Below are 17,011 nucleotides of genomic sequence, written 5' to 3' on the forward strand. Positions count from 1 at the left end.
CGAGAGGGTTTACAACAGGGCTATCGAGATGAAATGGTTGAACTTCGATCCCATCTTCAGGAATAAAGTTTTTTTCTGAAACTCTTGTTCCTATCCCAGCACGAGGCTATGCTCATGGGCACGAAGTCTAATTTATGGAGGATTGATATGGCATCACTCACGCGTTGGATTCTTCCCCTCGGTGCCTCGGTCGGGCTGTTTGCGGCCGGAGGCGATACCGGCACCCAGACTCCGTCTAAGGGTTGGCCCTGGGAAGTTCAGCTTCAGCTCGATCAAATGAGCTATGGCAGCGCCGATGTGAAAGGCCCCCTTGGCGGCTTCAAGGCCGGCGCTGATCCCAGCACGGGCTTCGGCATCCGCTTCGCGATCGATCCCATCTGCACATCCTGGGGTTCGGTGCTTTTTTCGGCCGGTTATCGCGCTTCTAGCGATGTAACCATCAAATACGGGCAGAAAGCGCCTTTCGACCTCAAGCACCGCTCCCAGGCGGAAATCGGCGTGATGGCCCGCTTCGGCAGCAACGAACCCCGCCGCCGCTGGGAGTGGGGTGTCGGCGTCGATGAGCGCTTCGATTCCATGCGCGCCACCGGCGATTGGGGCACTCCGACCGAAGACAAGGCCTGGCGCCCCTGGGTGCGCGGCATGGTCCGCTACGTCTGGGACGACGGCAAGAAAACCCAGCCCTTCCTGGGCCTGGAAGTCGCCGGCGCCCTGGGCAAGATCGAAGTCAACGACCAGAACTACTACCAGGATCTCGTCGTCCTGACCAACACCTTCCCGGCGGGACACCGCTCCCGCGTGCAGGGCCCCGAAAGCCTGACCCGCGGCCATTTCCCGACCTTCCAGGTGGCCCTGGTCGGCGGCATCCGTTTCGGCCGCGCCAATTGCGCCAAGCCTGCTGCCATGGCTCCGGTCCCGCCCAAGGAAGAAGCCGCCCCGGCTCCGGTGGCCGCGCCCGCGCCGACCCCGGCCGAAGCCGCGCCGGCTCCTGTCACCGAGACCACCCAGGCCAAGCCTGTTGAGCCGCCGCCAGCCCCCAAGGTCGACGTGCAGAGCCTGACAGTGCATTTCGGCACCAACAAGTTCGTGGCGAACAAGGCCGCCGTGGAAGCGGTCAAGGGCTGGGCCGAGAAATACAAGAGCGTCGTCGATCCCAGCGTCACCTCCGTCATCGGACACACCGACAGCCGCGGTTCCCGCAAGTGGAATGAAACGCTTTCCGTGAAGCGCGCCCAGAACGTCGCCCACATGCTCAAAGGAAACGGCCTGAACCTGGATGGCGCGAAGATCGAAGGCCGTGCCTTCGACGAGCCCATCGGCGACAACAACACCAAGGAAGGCCGCGCCTTGAACCGCCGCACCGACGTGACTTTCAAGGACGGTTCGAAGTTCCGCGTCACGGGCAAGACCGAGACCGCGCCTGACTACACCCGCACGGGCGGTCCGCGCCGCAAGAAGGCTGCTGCTGATGCCGCCGCTCCGGCCGCCGCAACCACGGCCGCCCCCAAGGCGAACAAATAATAAAACCATCGCCATCAATGAAAAGGGCCTCTCGCGAGGCCCTTTTCATTGCATTGAATAGTGGAAACCGAGGGAATCCTTGAGCTCATGCCTTCGTCAGGAATTCCTCGTAGGCGCCGTGGAAATCCGTGATCTTGTGTCCATCGAAGTGCCAGATCCGGGTGGCGACCTCGTCGATGAGATCTTCGTCGTGGGTCACCAACAGCAAGGTGCCTTCGTATTTCTGGAGGGCCATGTTGAGGGCCACCACGGCCTCCAGATCCAGGTGGTTGGTGGGCTCGTCCAGCACCAGCACGTTGGGTTTCTGGAGCATGAGCTTGCAGAACATCAACCGGCAGGCTTCGCCGCCTGAAAGCACTTCGGTTTTCTTGGTGCCTTCCTCGCCGCGGAAGAGCATCTGGCCCAGCACGCCGCGGATCTGCTCGATGGTGGCGTCCGGATCGAACTGCCGCAGCCAGTCCACCATGGTCCAGCCGGAGGGAATGCTTTCCCGGAAGTCCTGGGCGAAGTAGCCCACCTGCGCCTCATGCCCCCATCGCACCGTGCCGGCGTCCAGCTTCAGGTTGGGCTCCGTCACGCCCGTGGCCCCAGCCAGCAGGGCATTCAGCAGCGATGACTTGCCCACGCCGTTGCGGCCCATGATGGCGACTTTTTCGCCGCGCATGATGGTGCCTGAGAAGCCCGTGATGACCTCCAGGCCGTCATAGCCCTTCTTCACCTTCTCGAATTCAAGCAGGTGCTTCCCGCTGGGGCGCTTCTGCTCGAATTTGATGAAGGGCCGCTGGATGTTCGAACGCGACAGCTCGCTGGGCGCCAGGCGCTCCACTTCTTTGCGCCGGCTGTTCACCTGGGAGGAGCGCGTTCCGGCGGCGAACCGCGCGATGAATTCGTTCAGCTGCGCGATCTTCTTCTCCCGCTGCTCGTTGTCGGCCTCGATGCGGGAGCGCGTCTGGGTCTTGGCCATCACCATGTCGTCGTAGCCGCCGGTGTACTGGATGATGGTCTGGAAATCGATGTCTGCGATGTGGGTGCAGACCGCGTTCAGGAAATGCCGGTCGTGGGAGATGACGATGACGGTTCCGTCGTAGTGGCAGAGGAATTCCTTGAGCCAGTGGATGGATTCCAGGTCCAGGTGGTTGGTGGGCTCGTCCAGCAGCAGGGCCTGGGGATGGCCGAAGAGCGCCTGGGCCAGCAGCACGCGGACCTTCTGGCCGCCTTGCAGCTCGCTCATCTTGCGTTCGTGCATGGCCTCGGGGATGTCCAGCCCGTCCAGCAGGATCGCCGCGTCGGCTTCGGCGGTGTAGCCGTCCTCATCGCCCACGATGCCCTCCAGCTCGCCGAGGAGCATCCCGTCCTCATCGGTCATCTCTTCCTTGGCATAGATCGCGTCCCGCTCCTCCAGGGCCTTCCAGAGCGCCTTGTTGCCCATGATCACGGTGTCGATGACCCTGAACTGGTCGAAGGCGAACTGGTCCTGGCGGAGAATGCCCAGCTTGCGCGGCCGCTGCACGATGCCCGTCTGCTGCTCCAGTTCCCCGGCGAGGATCTTCATGAAGGTGGACTTGCCCGACCCGTTGGGGCCGGTGAGGCCGTAGCGGTTGCCGGGATTGAAGGTGGTGTTCACATTTTCGAACAGGATCTTCGCGCCATAGCGCATGGTGACATTTTGAACCGCAAGCATGGATACCCCAGAAACCGGCCGGCTATTTCGGCCCCAACCCTCAAGATTAACGTGAGCGGCGGCCTTTCCGGACCCTTTTTATCAGCGGTTCTCCAATGGTCCTGGATTTTTGCAATACTGGTGTACGGTCACCCGAATCCCACCGACGCAGCCCTTGAGGAATTTCCATCCCATGCCCCTGGACCCCGAAAAAATTGGCCGCTACGAGGTCCAATGCGTGTTGGGACGCGGAGCCATGGGCGTCGTGTACCTGGCTTTGGATCCGCTGCTGAAACGGTCCGTGGCGATCAAGACCATGCGGGACAACGGCGAGGATGTCTCGAACACCATGGAGCGGTTCAAGCGGGAAGCGGAGATCAGCGCGAAGCTGAACCATCCGAACATCATCACCGTCTATGACGTGGGCGTGGACAAGGAGATGGGGCCTTTCCTGGCCATGGAATACATCCAGGGCGCGAGCCTGGCCCACCTGATCAAGGAAAACCTGCCCATGGACGTGGGGCTGCGGCTACTGCTGCAGGGCATGGCGGCCCTGCAGGCGGCGGAGCAGGGCGGCATCATCCACAGGGACATCAAGCCCGAGAACATGCTGGTGAGCCTGGAAGGCCGGTTCAAGCTGATGGATTTCGGCATCGCCCGGGGCGACCAGTCGAGGCTGACGGCGGCCGGGATGGTCTTCGGAACACCGTCCTATACAGCTCCAGAACTGCTCGTGGGCGGCGATCCATCCCCTGCCACGGACCGCTACGCTTTCGCGGTGACCGCCTTCGAGGTCTTCACGGGGGCCTTGCCCTACCAGGGCACCAGCGTGGGCACAACGCTCTATCGGATCGTCCACGAAGCCCCGAAAATGCCCGCGACGCTGCATCCGAAACTGCAGGAGGTCTTCCTCCGGGCGCTGGCCAAGGATCCGAACCAGCGCTACCGCGATCTGGCCAGCTTCATGTGGGCCCTGATCAGCGCGGCGCCCATCGCCAGCGACCAGAAAGCAAAACTGCTGGACAACATTGAAAGCAACCGGCCGAACAGCGGCACCTTCGATTTTTCAGTGAACACCCAAGGAGGCCCGCCCTCCTCGCCTGGCCTCAGGGCGGCCCCCCCCTCGAAATCCCAGGAGCTCATTTCCACCAAGCTGACGGAATCCGGCCCGGTTGAATCCTTCAAGTACGAGCCCCTCCCTGAGTCCGGGGTGCAGTCCTCGGGGGACTTCGCCGACCAGGTGGAAGACCAGGAGGGCCCGGAAGACCTTGGGGAGCCGCTGCCGGAACCCGAGATTCCCACCGCGGCGGAAATCCTCGCCCAGATGGGCGGCCCGCCCCCGGCCCCCGGCAGCGAGAGCCCCACGATGCCCGCGGTGGACGCCCTGGCCGCAGGGCCGGTCCAGAAGCCCGCAGCCGCGGCGCCGCGGAAAGGCGGAAAAGGGCTGCTGGTGGCCTTTCTCGCGATCCTGGTGCTGGGTGGAATCGGCGTCGGCGGCTACTTCCTGAAGACTGCCAAGAAGCCGGCCCGGAGGGTGGACATCCTCAGCGAACCGCCGGGCGCCACGGTCTACTCGGAAGGGAAAAGCCTCGGTGAAACGCCCCTCAGCCAAGTGGAGCTGAAGGAAGGCGCTTCAGAATTGAAGCTGGAACTGGCCGGGTTCGAGCCCACAACCTATCGGATCAAAGCAGGCGAGGCTGCGGTAACGATCAAGCTGGAACTGCCGCCCTACACTGTTTCCGTCGTGACGGATCCCGAGGGTGCCGAGGTGTTTCTCAACGGAAAATCCATGGGGAAGACCCCCATCCAGAGTCTCGGCATCCCATCCGAGGGCGCGCGGAAAATCCGCATCACCCACGATGGCTGCGTGCCGTCGGAATTCGAAGTGGATCCAACCTTCCCCTTCCCGGAAACCATCCGGCTCACGCCGCTTCCCAAGAACCGCCGCTGAGCCATCTTCCGGGATTGGCTGCAATGCTTCGGAACCGGCTGGATTCACGTTCCGAGCACGACCTTTTTCCTTGAGCCCAAGGGTGCGCGCTCCATTCCCCGCAAAGCTTTCTGCCAGGCATTCGCATCCAGCCCGATGCCGATGACCACGGCCAGCCTCGCCGCGGGAGCGCCTGTGGATGGCTGGGGCAGCGGGGCCACCTCCAGCCGTCCATCGGCCATCTGGAAGGTCCAGAGATCGCTGCCATCGTTCCGGGCCGGCCAGCCGTCGAAGGCGCAGATGCCCTTGGCGCGCAGCAGTTCACCCCCGCGGGGCGGGCCTTGAAACAGCGCTTCCAGAGCCGCGGGATCGATGGGGTGGTCCCACAGGATGGAGAGCGAGCGGGCTTCTGCGAAGCTCGGACCTTCAGGCTTGAGCCAACCTTCAGGCAACGGCCGGACATCCCCGAGCCAGGGGTCCGGGGCGCCGGGTGGCGTCTCGCCCTGCCGGGATGGCGCCAGCTCGAGGTGGGGAAAAGCCTGCCGGATCTCGCTCTCCCAAGCCAGGGCCAAGGAAGGGTCCAGATCCGCTTTGCTGATGTGCACCAGGCTGGCGAGGGCGATCTGCCGGCGCAGCAGATCCCGATTCCGCAAGTGGTCCAAAGGGCCGAGGCAGGACACGATGGTGAGGCAGCCCGCCAACCGCAGCCGGCCCTGGAGCCCAGGCTCGTGTTCCAAATCCAGCAGCTCCGTGGGATCCGCCAGTCCCGTGGTTTCCATCACCACGCGCTCCGGCCTAGGCCCGGTCGGCCGGTCGCACCATGCGGCCAGGGCCGCCACCACGTCGGATCTGAGGCTGCAGCAGACGCAGCCATTGACGAGGTTGGCGATGTCCGCCAACTCCGGGCGCTCGGCGTCCACCAGGGCGCCATCCACGCCCACGGATCCGAACTCATTGATGAGCACCGCCACGCGGCGTCCCTGCGCGAGTTCGCGTTTGAGCAGCCGATTCACCGCTGTGGTCTTGCCAGAGCCCAAGGGACCCGTGACGATGAGAACTTCGATCATTCATCCACCCTGCCTCCATGATGCCTTCAACCGACGCCGCCTACATTGCACTCGTGAGCCTGGCCGCCGCGGGGGCGAGGGCTTTGCGGCGCGGACTGCCCCTGGGCTGGCGGTTGCGGCTGGAAGCCTCGCCCCCCGAAAACCTCCAGCCGGGGTGGGTCTGGCTCCACGCGGTGAGCGTGGGCGAATTGATCCTTGCGAAAGGCCTTGCGGAGAAATTGCTGGAGGCCCGGCACCGGGTCCACCTCACCACGGGGACCGCGGCCGGCCTGGCCCTGCTGGGCGAGCGCATCCCGGCCTGGGACCAGGGCAGGGGCTTGCTGAGCGGCGGCGCCTTTCCAGTGGACGATCCGGAGGGTTTGCGGCCTTTCCTGCGAACTCCGCCCGGCGCGTTCATCGCGCTGGAAACGGAACTCTGGCCGAATTTGCTGCGCCAACTGGAGGGTCTTGGAGTCCCCCGGATCATCGTGAATGGGCGGCTGACGGCACGCAGCAGCGGTCAAAGCGGCTTGGGCGGACTGGGAAGGCCCTGGCTCAAGAGGGCCGCGGAAAGGCTCAGCCTGGTGGCGGCCAGGGATGCCGAATCTGCGGACGCCTTCCGTTCCCTGGGCGCCCCCAAGGTCGCCCTCGGCGGCAACCTGAAAGCCGATCTGCCTTCACCGGCGCCCCTGGCAGCCCGTTGGGAGGGCCTTCGGAGCGCCTGGCAGGAAAGTCCGGTCCTCGTCGCCGGAAGCACTTTGGAGGGCGAAGAAGCCCTGGTGCTGGAAGCGTGGATGCGCTTGCGTTCAGATCACCCTTCCTTGCGCCTGATCCTCGCGCCGCGCCAACCCAAACGCTTTCAGCCGGTCGCTGAGTTGTTGAGGGAGCAGGGCCATGGCTTCCTCCGTGCCTCAGGGACCTGGCCCGAGGGCGTGGACCCGTGGCGATCGGTGGGAATTCTCTTGTTGGACACCCTCGGGGAGTTGCCGGCCGTTTATGGGGAGGGCACGGTCGCCCTGGTGGGGGGCGGCTGGCGGGGGAAGGGGGGGCACAACCCCCTTGAGCCGGTCCGATGGGGAATCCCCACTCTGATCGGTCCGGGGTTCCACAATTTCGAGGATTTGGTCGGACCCCTCCGGGCCGCTCACCGGCTGAATGTGGTCGAGGAACCGGGCTTGGAAGCCGCCATCCAGTCCGCCCTCGAAACAGCGCCTCTGAGGGGACCCGGCTGGGGTGGGACGGCCGACCTTCCGGAGGGCCTTGCGGGCGCTCTGGAGACTGTGTGGAATCTGCTGCGGCCCTATCTGCCCGCAGCGATGGGGCCAGGCATCCTTGAAAAATAACCCGTGATTTCCGGTTATTTTGTTACGGCCTAATAGCTGGTCCGCTATCGTAGGGACCAAGTTATTTTGTCGCAGCGGCTTAGTCGATTTGAACACGTGCGGAGATCCGGTCCGATGCAAGAACAACCCCCCCATGTTCTGCTCGTTGACGACGATCCAGCCGTGCTGGGGATGGTCTCGGACGCCCTGAGCCATTTCGGAATCAATGTCCATGCCTTTTCCGAGGGGGGGCCGGCCTTGGCCCTGCTGGAGGATCCGGACTCGCCGCCCATCGACATGGTCATCTCGGACATCAACATGGATGGCATGGATGGCTTCGATGTGATCCTCCGGGTGAAGGACATCCAGTCCAATATGCCCGTGGTGCTCATGACCGGGCAGGCCTCCCTGGAGTACGCCGTGCGGGCCATGCGCATGGGCGCGGCGAACCTGTTCCAGAAGCCGCTGGCCTTGAAGGAGCTGGTGAAGAACGTATTCCACCTGGTGGAGATGCACCGCGAATTCCGCTTGGCCCAGGATGGGCTGAAGGGCCTGCTCAAGGAAACGCGCCATTTTTCCTTCCGATGCGACGAACTCGACATCGGCAGCATCGTCCGCCATCTGACGGACCGGCTGGTGCCCATGGGATTTGCGTCGCCATCAAATGTGGACGTCATTTCCATGGCCTTCCACGAGGCCCTGGTGAACGCATTGGAGCACGGCAACCTGGAGCTGGATTCGGCCATGAAGAGCGATGTTTTCAGCGAGACGGATCCCTACACGGCCCTGCGGCTGGAGCGGCTTTCGGATGAGCATTTCGCGTCCCGGACGGTGGACGTGTTCATGGAATCCACGCCCGACCGTTTCGTCGTCACCATCAGCGACCAGGGCCCCGGATTCGACACCTCGCAGGTGGAATACGCGGCGGAGGATTCCCTCCACAAGCAGACGGGGCGGGGACTTGCCATGATCCAGATGGTCATGGATGAAGTCGGCTTCAACGAGAAGGGCAATCAGATCCAGCTGGTGCTCAAGAAGAAGCCCTGACAAACGAACGAAGGCCCCGCTGCGCGGGGCCTCTTCGCCTGATCCATGCACCGATTCCTAGAGCGCGCCTTCGATGAAGGCCTTGATCTGAGGTTTCGGCTGGCCGCCGACGATTTTGCCCTCGGGCTTGCCGTTCTTGAACAAAATCAGGGTGGGGATGGACATGATGCCGTACTGGCCGGCCACTTCAGGATTCTCATCCACGTTCATCTTGACGAATTTGGCCTTGCCGCTCATCTCTCCCGCCAACTCATCCAGGATGGGGGCGATCATCTTGCAGGGACCGCACCAGGGAGCCCAGAAATCCACGAGGGTGACACCATCCTTCACCGTTTCTGAGAATTGGGCGTCGGTGATGTGGGCGACGAGGTCTGACATGGGACTCCTTCTGGTGTTGGGTGTTGGGTCGAGCGGATCGCACAAGGGGACTCTTCGATCCAGGGCACGGGCCCCAGGATACCAAGGCTTTGGCGGGCGGGGGCAGGGAGGCGGCAGGAGGCATCCTGCCGCGTTCGGATTTTGTGACTCAGGGCACCGGGATCAATCCGTCGGGCGGATGGGAATTTCCCCACTGGGCAATAGTGAAAATGCTCATGTAGCGTTCATTGGTTTCCCGCAGACGCTGCGCCAGCACCTCGCAGAGGGCATAGAGCACTTTGAGGGCGAGGTGGTGGTGGGATTCGATGAGATTCCGCAGATCCTTGAGCGGAATGAAGAACAATTCGGTGCCTTCGTGGGCGATGGCATCCGCCGCCCGGGCGGAAAAATCGATCAAGGCCATTTCGCCGAAAAAGGCATGGGGCTCCAGGACCGTCAAAGCTTCTTCCCCTGTGGGGCTGCTTTTGGAAATGCGCACGGAGCCCTTCACGACGATGTAGAGGCCGTCACCGGGATCCCCTTCCCGGAATATGTAATCGTTGCCTTTGTATGATTTGACCTGGCCGATGATGAGAATCTGGGCGCGCTCGGTCTCATCCAAGTTTCGGAACAGGGGCGATTGGGTCAAAAAGGCGGTGTTGATCACGTCGATCACCGGGGCGCCGGGGCGCTGACGAGTGCCGGATTCAGGGGAAAAATGGCACGGTAGAGGCTACGTCGAGGCCGAAGCCTCGGAGCCCAATGTACTTGGTTTCGTGCCGGCTGAGGAGCCGCATTTCACGGATGCCCAACTGGCGCAGAATTTGGGCCCCCACTCCCACATCGCGATCGCTCGGTCCCACGGTCGCCTTGGCCGGCGATTCGCCCTGGACTCCCTGGGTCGATGCGTGGCGCCGGAGGTAGACGAGGACCCCGCGGCCCTCGGCCTGGATGGCCTTCATGGCGGCCTGGAAGGCGCAGGAGCCTTCCGCGGCGAATCCATGGAGGTCCTCCGGCAGCGATTCAAGGTGGACCCGCACCAGGGGTGGCGGGCCGGACAGGTCCCCCATGGAGAAAGCCAGGTGGCTGCCGCCGTCCAGAAGGCTGGCGAACTTGTGGATCCGCAAGGGGCCCCAGGCGGTGGTGGATTCACGGACTTCCAGCTCCTTGACGATCGGATCGATGCGCAGCCGGTAGGCCACCAGGTCTGCGACGGTCACCATGAGCAGGCCGTGCTTCCCGCAAAAGGGGATGAGATCCGGCACCCGGGCCATGGTGCCGTCGTCCTTCATGATTTCGCAGATGACGCCGCTCGGGTGGAGGCCCGCCATCCGCGCCAAATCCACAGAAGCCTCGGTCTGGCCTGTCCGGGTGAGCACGCCGCCAGGCCGCGCCCGGAGCGGAAACACATGGCCGGGTTTCACGAAATCCGAAGCCTTGGCTTCTGGCGCGATGAGCGCCTGGATGGTGAGGGCACGGTCCTGGGCGCTGATCCCGGTGCTGGTGCCGAGGCGGGCTTCGACCGAGACGCAGAAGGCCGTTTCGAAAGGGCTCGTGTTGTCCCGCACCATCAGCGGGATGTGCAGGCGGTCCAGGGTTTCGCCTTCGAGGGCCGCGCAGATCAGCCCCCGGCCGTGGGTGGCCATGAAGGCGATGGCTTCCGGGCTCACATGCTCCGCGGCGAGGGTCAGGTCGCCCTCGTTCTCCCGGTCCTCGTCATCCACGACGACCACCATCCGGCCCTGGCGGATTTCAGCGATGGCCTCCTCGATCGGGGCGAATGGACCGTTCATGGGTGCCTCGGTTCTGAAAGAATTTCGACGGTTGGGAGAGGTTGGGCTTGCTGTCAGGGCTCATGTTAGGATTCTAGGACACAGCGATCATCTGAATCTTGAGAGGAATACTCTAATGTCCCAGGGTCTCATCCAAGGGTCCATGCGCGAAGCACCATTGCCTGACATCATCCAGTTGGTGAGTCAGGGTTCGAAGACTGGTTGTTTCAACGTGGTGGACGATTCGCGCCGCGCCAAGATCTACCTCAAGGACGGCCGCATCATCCATGCGGTGAGCAGCACGACCGAAGGGCTCGACGCCTTCTACGAAGTGGCGCTCTGGTTGGATGGCAGCTACACCTTCGAAGAAGGCGACCAGAACATTTCGCCCACCATCACCAAGCCCAACGCATCGATCCTGATGGAAATGGGCCGCCGCATGGACGAATGGCGGGTCATCAGCCAGAAGATCACATCCCTGGATCTCTATCCCATCTCGATGCTCCTTCCGGGGGAGACGCCGACGGGCGTGAATCCTAGGGAAGCCAAGCTCCTGGGCATCGTCACGGGCTGGTATTCCGTGGCGGAGCTGGCCGAGGTGACCCAGAAACCCGTCCTCACCGTGGCCAAGGATCTCTACGGCCTGGCCATGGCAGGGCACATCACGCTGAAGGGCGTCCGGTCCGGTAAACGGCCCGTCATCGATGTGCCCAATGCCCCTGCCGCTCAACCGGAGCCCGCGGCCGAACCGGTCCAAGCTTCAAGCGAACCCCCGAAACAAGAAGCGCCCCAAGGTTTCCCGCTCGCCGAGGATTCAGGCGCTTTCCCAAGCGCCATCGCGTCGGGCCCGATTTCCACGCCCCCCCCCGTTTCCGCTGCTCCTACCCATCACATCACCGTGCCGGCTCCCCCCATGGACCCGGTCCGGATGGCCAAATACACGGCCTTCACGCAGCGCATATCGGTCACCGCCAAACAGGTATTGCCGGTAGAACACCATGAGATGGTGAACCGCCTCCAAGCCAAGGCCACCCAGTCCCTTCTCAGCGGCGGCGGCCCCGATGCCGTCAAGGAGATGGCCCTCGGCGTTTCACGCTCCGCGGTGGATGCTGGAGCGGACGCGGAACTTGTGAAGTCCTTGAATGCACAATTGAAGGCGCTCTTCTCGAGCAAATAAAAGGAACCCTTATGCGCCACCGTGGATTATTGGGCCTCGCCGGGGCTCTGCTGGCTATTGTATTCCTGGGACTGGCCTGCGTGGACGTGCCCGGCGGCGGAACCACCGGCGGTACGGTGCTCTACGCCTACGACAACAATGCGCACCAGCTCATCGCATGGGACGCCAGCGCTTTCTACGAGAGCGACAGTCCCACCACGCTGAAGGTCGTGGGCAGCAGCGTCTTCGAGAACAAGATCGGAAATCTGTCCTGGGGCGGCCTCTGCATCGATTCCAGCAAGAACCAGCTCTACCTCGTGAACGAGGCCACCGGAGATGTGGTGCGGGTGAGCAATATCCGCAACCTGAGCGGCACGATCTCTTCCTCCAACACCCAATACGTCGCCAGCTTCGCCCTGGGGTCCAGCAGCGACCGGCTGCCCTCGGGGAAATTCGGCCAGACGGCCGTGGACTCGGCCACGGGGACCTTATACGTCACAGAGAAGAACGAAAGCGACACGCGCATCTGGGTGGTGTCCGGCGCCGGCACAATCCCGGAAGGGGCCACGGTGCAGCCGAGCTCCATCGTGGTTTCCGGCGATCGTGAGTGCACGGGCATCGCCGCCGGAGGCGGCGGCCAGGTCTTCGCCTACTTCAATTCCGGCAACGCCATCGGCATCGTCGACCAGATCAATGGCCCGAGGCTGAGGAAAGGCACTGCCGGCGGGTTCACGAAGGACACTTCGGTGCTCGTGGGCACGAACACCACGCTGGGGAAATACGGAGCCCTGGCTCTGGACACAGGAAACAACCTGCTCTTCGTGGCCCGGCACAATGTGGATTCCGCGGCGAGCGGAATTCCGGTCCTGGCCTTCTCCATCGGCAAGTTCAATGGCGGCGGATACAACCAGGGGCCGGATTTCTCCCTGGGGACCGCCGCGGACCAGGGCAGCATCAGGGTTCTGGCGCACCCAGGCAACAAGGAATGGCTGGCCGCCCTGAATGCCACCGGCGAGGCGCCCGCCAACGTGATCCACATCTGGAAGCTTCCGCGCGATAGCGCCTCGACCGTGAAGATCAAGAACATCACCTCGGCGCTCTTCAAGGGCATCGCGTTCGACGGAAACAATTGATGCTGCAATTGCGGCTGCTGGCCCTGCTGTTCCGGGATGTGCTTCGCGACATCCTGCGGCACCGGGGACAGCACGCGCTGGCCGTGATCACACTGGCCTCGGGGTTGCTGCTGGCCGGCGGCGGATTGCTGCTGGTGGAGGGGCTGGATCGTTGGGTGGACCGCCTGGAATCCATGGCCAAGATCACCATGTACGCCGCTGAAGGCACGCATCTCGACGAAGCGGAAGCGCGCCTCAAACGCGACCCCAGGTTCGTCTCGGTCCGCAGGGTCTCCTCGGCCGAAAACACCCGGAGTTTCCTTGCCACCACCCGCGAAGCGGGGCTCATGCTCCAGAGCCTCGGACAGGAGGCGCTGCCCGAAAGCCTCGAATTGACCCTCCGTCCGGAGCTGCTGCCCGCGAAAAAAGCGATGGCCGTGGGTGAAAGCCTGAAGGAAGTCCCTGGCGCCGGGGATGTCGTGGTGGACCAGGAGCGGCTGGAAGCCATGCAGCGCAACGGCCGCGTGCTGCGGAACGCCCTTTCGAGCCTGGGCCTTCTGCTGCTGCTGGCGGCGGGATTCGCCACGGGAAATGTGATCCAGATGACAGTCCAAGCGCGCAATGATGAGATTTCCATCATGCGGCTGGTGGGTGCAACCGAAGCATTCATCCGCCGTCCCCTCATCCTCGAAGGAGCGGTGCTTGGCCTTGCAGGCAGTGGTCTCGCCCTCACGGGGCTCTTCGCGGCCTGGCTTCCTGTTTCCAGGGGCTGGGGCGGCATCTCCCCGTTTCTAGTGAATCTCGCCCGGGAAGGATTTTTTTCATGGCGCAGCATCCTGGTATTGACCGTCGTGGGGGCCGCCACTGGCGCGGCCGGCGCGGCCTGGGCCTTCCGTGCCACCCAGAAGGAAGAGCGCCAGATGCAAATCGCCATGGAGCGAACCAGCTAAGCAGCGCCCACAAGGCCGCCTGCTTTTTCTAAAGAGGGAGCACACATGATGCGCAAGCAGGAAGCCCTTGACTACCATTCCCAGGGCCGCCGAGGAAAGATCGAGGTGGTCCCTACCAAACCCACCAGCACCGCGCGGGACCTGGGGCTGGCCTACACGCCCGGCGTAGCCGAACCCTGCCTGGAGATCGAGAAGAATCCCGAGGACGCCTACAAGTACACGGCCAAGGGGAACCTGGTGGCGGTCATCTCCAACGGCACCGCGGTGCTGGGGCTGGGACACATCGGCGCGCTGGCCGGCAAGCCGGTCATGGAGGGGAAAGGCGTCCTGTTCAAGCGTTTCGCGGACATCGACGTGTTCGATATCGAAGTCAATGAACTGGACACCGAGAAGTTCATCCAGATCGTCAAGGCCCTGGAACCCACCTTCGGGGGCATCAACCTGGAGGACATCAAGGCGCCGGAGTGCTTTGAAATCGAGAAGCGGCTCAAGGCGGAGATGAACATCCCGGTCTTCCACGACGACCAGCACGGCACCGCGATCATCTGCACCGCGGCGCTGTTCAATGCCTGCGAGCTGGTGGGGAAGAACCTCGGCGAGCTGAAGGTCGTGTTCAGCGGGGCGGGAGCGGCGGCCATCGCGTGCGCCAACATGATGATCGCGGCCGGCGTGAAGCTGGAAAACCTCTGGCTCTGCGACACCAAAGGCCTCGTGTATGAAGGCCGGACGGAAGGGATGAACAAGTACAAGGAGAAGTTCAAGAAACCCACGGCCGCGCGCAGCCTCGGGGACATCATCCCGGGCGCCGATGTATTCGTGGGCTGCTCCGCCAAAGGCGTGCTGACGCCGGAAATGGTGCTTTCCATGGCGCCGAACCCCATCGTCTTCGCCATGGCCAACCCGGATCCGGAAATCGACTATCCGACCGCCAAGGCCGTCCGCAGCGACATCATCATGGCCACCGGCCGCAGCGACTACCCCAATCAGGTGAACAACGTCCTGGGCTTCCCGTTCATCTTCCGGGGCGCCCTGGATTGCCGGGCCACGGAAATTAACGAGGCCATGAAGCTGGCCGCTGCGAAAGCGCTGGCGGCCCTCGCGAAGGCGGACGTTCCTGAAAGCGTGTCGAAGGCTTACGCCGGGCAGAAGTTCACCTTCGGCCGCGAATACATCATTCCCAAGCCATTCGATCCCCGCGTGCTGCTCTGGGTCGCCCCGGCCGTGGCCAAGGCCGCCATGGACACCGGTGTGGCCAAGGCGCCCATTGCCGATTTCACCAAGTACGTCGAACACCTGGAGGGGCTGCAGGGCCGCAGCAAGGACGTGATCCGCACGGTGCTGCACCGCGCCAAGGAAGACCCCAAGCGCATCGTCTTCCCCGAAGGCGACCACCCGCAGATCCTGAAGGCCTGCCAGACCATGGTGGATGAAGGCATCTGCATTCCGATCCTGCTCGGCCACGTGGATAAGATCCGCAGCCTCATCGCGGAGCTGCATCTCGATCTTCGGGATGTGGAAATCCTGGATCCGGAATTGGTGGAGTGGCGGCCGGCCGCCGTCGAGCTCTATTACGAGCTGCGAAAGCGCAAGGGCGTCACGCGCTTCGAGGCGGACCGGCAGACCATGCGCCGCATCGTCTTCGGCGCCCTGATGTGCCGCATGGGCCGGGCGGACGGCCTGGTGTCGGGCCTGACCCAGCACTATCCCGAGACCATCCGACCCTGCCTTGAAATCATCGGTCCGAAAGAGGGTGTGCGGAAAGTCTGCGGTGTCTACACCCTGGTGCTCAAGAACCGCGTGGTCTTCTTCGCGGACACCACCATGAATGTCGAACCCACGGCCGAGGAACTGGCGGAGATCGCGATCCTCACCGCGGATCTGGCGCAGAACCGGTTCGGCATCGAACCGCGGGTCGCCATGCTCTCCTACAGCAATTTCGGCAGCGTCACCCATCCCATCGCCAAGAAGATGCAGGAGGCCGCCCACCTCGTGCAGATGCAGCGCCCGGACCTCCATTGCGATGGTGAAATGCAGGCCGACACGGCCCTCAGCGCTGACATCCTGGCGGAGAACTATCCCTGGGCCGATGTCCAGGGCGGCGCCAACGTGCTCATCTTCCCCGGCCTTTCGAGCGGGAACATCGCCTACAAGCTCATCCAGCGCCTTGCCGGGGCCGAAGTCATCGGCCCCATCACCTGCGGCATGAAACAGCCGACGAACATCCTGCAGCTGCACAGCGACTTGAATGACATCCTGCACCTGACCGCGTTGACCGTGGTGGAGGCGCAGCAGAAGGCTTGATCGATCGGGGGCGGTGGGGCGCGAGGGCGCTTCACCGCCTCATCCGCGTTCCAGCTTCTCCATCCATTTCACGAGCTCTGGATCGCTCCCATCGCTGCGGTCCATGGCCGCGCGGAAATCATCCAGGGCCTTCACCGCTTCGCCGCGCCTGAGGTGGACCAGGCCGCGTTCCTTGTAGGGCAGGCTATCGTCCGGGTCGAGGAGCTGGAGATGGGTGGAAGTCCACAGGGCTTCCTCCCAGGCTCCGGATTTCATGAAACGCAGATGCAGGTTGCGGACCAGGCGCGTGATGATGGCGCGGTGGGGCGTGGGTTTCAGCATGTCGGGTTTGAAGCTGACCCGGTTCGAAGTCGCCCGGGCGACCAGGTCCGCGGCCTCCTCTTCGCCGACGGCGCGGCCGCCGTGGAAAGGATCAATGCAGAGCAGTCCTCCGGTTGACCGCAGCCCCGCGAGAAAATGGCCAGGCAGCCCGATGCCGACGGCATCCAGGCCCAGGCGCCTGGCCACGTCGATCCAGACGATTGAAAGGGAAATCGGCAGGCCGCGCCGACGCGAGATCACCAGGGGCAGCACCGCGTTGCGGGGATCCTCATAGGACTCCCGGTCGCCACGGAGGCCCACGTGGCGGAAGAGATAGTCATTCACCGCGTCCAGGGCCTCCATCGTGTCCCAGGGCAGGGGCATGCGCCCCGCCAGCCGATCGGCCCAGTGTTCGAGCAGGCCCAGGCACGGGCTCGGATCGGGATCCTCCAGCAGCGGTGCGACGGCGTGCATGGCTCCTTCCGCCAGCTGTCCGCAGCCTGGATCGCGCAGCAGGAACTCATGGAGAGACATCCG

Annotated in this window: 14 protein-coding genes; 8 read left to right on the forward strand and 6 right to left on the reverse strand. The window is 63.6% G+C overall.

Annotation, left to right across the window (positions count from 1 at the left end; translation table 11 throughout):
• The first annotated feature begins 147 nt into the window (after positions 1-147).
• Positions 148-1,521, forward strand: a complete 1,374-nt coding sequence (locus IPQ13_14365; GenBank protein MBL0212074.1) for an OmpA family protein — start codon at positions 148-150, stop codon at positions 1,519-1,521.
• A gap of 85 nt (positions 1,522-1,606) precedes the next feature.
• Here IPQ13_14365 and IPQ13_14370 read toward each other — a convergent pair whose 3' ends face one another.
• Positions 1,607-3,202, reverse strand: coding sequence for an ATP-binding cassette domain-containing protein (locus IPQ13_14370; protein ID MBL0212075.1), 1,596 nt, complete (start codon positions 3,200-3,202; stop codon positions 1,607-1,609).
• Positions 3,203-3,374: 172 nt separating this feature from the next.
• On the opposite strand from IPQ13_14370, the gene IPQ13_14375 reads away from it, so the two are divergent.
• On the forward strand, positions 3,375-5,132 hold the full coding sequence (locus IPQ13_14375; protein ID MBL0212076.1) for a serine/threonine protein kinase: 1,758 nt from the start codon (positions 3,375-3,377) through the stop codon (positions 5,130-5,132).
• A gap of 44 nt (positions 5,133-5,176) precedes the next feature.
• On the opposite strand, the gene IPQ13_14380 is transcribed toward IPQ13_14375, so the two are convergent.
• On the reverse strand, positions 5,177-6,178 hold the full coding sequence (locus tag IPQ13_14380; GenBank protein ID MBL0212077.1) for a GTP-binding protein: 1,002 nt from the start codon (positions 6,176-6,178) through the stop codon (positions 5,177-5,179).
• A gap of 17 nt (positions 6,179-6,195) precedes the next feature.
• Between IPQ13_14380 and IPQ13_14385 the strand changes: the two genes are divergently transcribed.
• Both IPQ13_14385 and IPQ13_14390 read left to right on the forward strand, forming a co-directional pair.
• On the forward strand, positions 6,196-7,500 hold the full coding sequence (locus tag IPQ13_14385) for a 3-deoxy-D-manno-octulosonic acid transferase (protein MBL0212078.1): 1,305 nt from the start codon (positions 6,196-6,198) through the stop codon (positions 7,498-7,500).
• A gap of 114 nt (positions 7,501-7,614) precedes the next feature.
• Positions 7,615-8,526: a response regulator gene (locus IPQ13_14390; protein ID MBL0212079.1), complete on the forward strand. Its 912-nt coding sequence runs from the start codon at positions 7,615-7,617 to the stop codon at positions 8,524-8,526.
• Between the two features lie 57 nt (positions 8,527-8,583).
• Here IPQ13_14390 and trxA read toward each other — a convergent pair whose 3' ends face one another.
• The 3 genes from trxA to ribB form a co-directional block, all read right to left on the reverse strand.
• Complete coding sequence (gene trxA, locus IPQ13_14395) at positions 8,584-8,904, reverse strand: thioredoxin (GenBank protein ID MBL0212080.1); 321 nt, start codon at positions 8,902-8,904, stop codon at positions 8,584-8,586.
• A 148-nt stretch (positions 8,905-9,052) separates the two neighbouring features.
• Positions 9,053-9,559: a cyclic nucleotide-binding domain-containing protein gene (locus IPQ13_14400; GenBank protein MBL0212081.1), complete on the reverse strand. Its 507-nt coding sequence runs from the start codon at positions 9,557-9,559 to the stop codon at positions 9,053-9,055.
• Positions 9,560-9,590: 31 nt separating this feature from the next.
• Positions 9,591-10,676 carry a 3,4-dihydroxy-2-butanone-4-phosphate synthase gene (gene ribB, locus IPQ13_14405; GenBank protein MBL0212082.1) on the reverse strand — a complete coding sequence of 362 codons (1,086 nt, stop codon included), beginning with the start codon at positions 10,674-10,676 and terminating at the stop codon, positions 9,591-9,593.
• A gap of 115 nt (positions 10,677-10,791) precedes the next feature.
• Between ribB and IPQ13_14410 the strand changes: the two genes are divergently transcribed.
• Genes IPQ13_14410 through IPQ13_14425 form a run of 4 tightly spaced genes read left to right on the forward strand, consistent with a single transcriptional unit; the run spans position 10,792 to position 16,174 of the window.
• Positions 10,792-11,832, forward strand: coding sequence for a DUF4388 domain-containing protein (locus IPQ13_14410; protein ID MBL0212083.1), 1,041 nt, complete (start codon positions 10,792-10,794; stop codon positions 11,830-11,832).
• A gap of 11 nt (positions 11,833-11,843) precedes the next feature.
• Positions 11,844-12,944, forward strand: coding sequence for a hypothetical protein (locus IPQ13_14415; protein MBL0212084.1), 1,101 nt, complete (start codon positions 11,844-11,846; stop codon positions 12,942-12,944).
• Complete coding sequence (locus tag IPQ13_14420) at positions 12,944-13,873, forward strand: hypothetical protein (protein MBL0212085.1); 930 nt, start codon at positions 12,944-12,946, stop codon at positions 13,871-13,873. The genes IPQ13_14415 and IPQ13_14420 overlap by 1 nt, the downstream gene beginning before the upstream one ends.
• A gap of 45 nt (positions 13,874-13,918) precedes the next feature.
• Positions 13,919-16,174 (forward strand): NADP-dependent malic enzyme, encoded by a 2,256-nt coding sequence (locus IPQ13_14425; GenBank protein MBL0212086.1) that lies wholly within the window; start codon positions 13,919-13,921, stop codon positions 16,172-16,174.
• 39 nt (positions 16,175-16,213) lie between these two features.
• Here IPQ13_14425 and IPQ13_14430 read toward each other — a convergent pair whose 3' ends face one another.
• Positions 16,214-17,008: a transglutaminase family protein gene (locus tag IPQ13_14430; protein ID MBL0212087.1), complete on the reverse strand. Its 795-nt coding sequence runs from the start codon at positions 17,006-17,008 to the stop codon at positions 16,214-16,216.
• Between the last annotated feature and the right edge of the window lie 3 nt (positions 17,009-17,011).

The organism is Holophagaceae bacterium, from assembly GCA_016720465.1.
In the GTDB taxonomy this organism is placed as follows: Bacteria; Acidobacteriota; Holophagae; order Holophagales; family Holophagaceae; genus JANXPB01.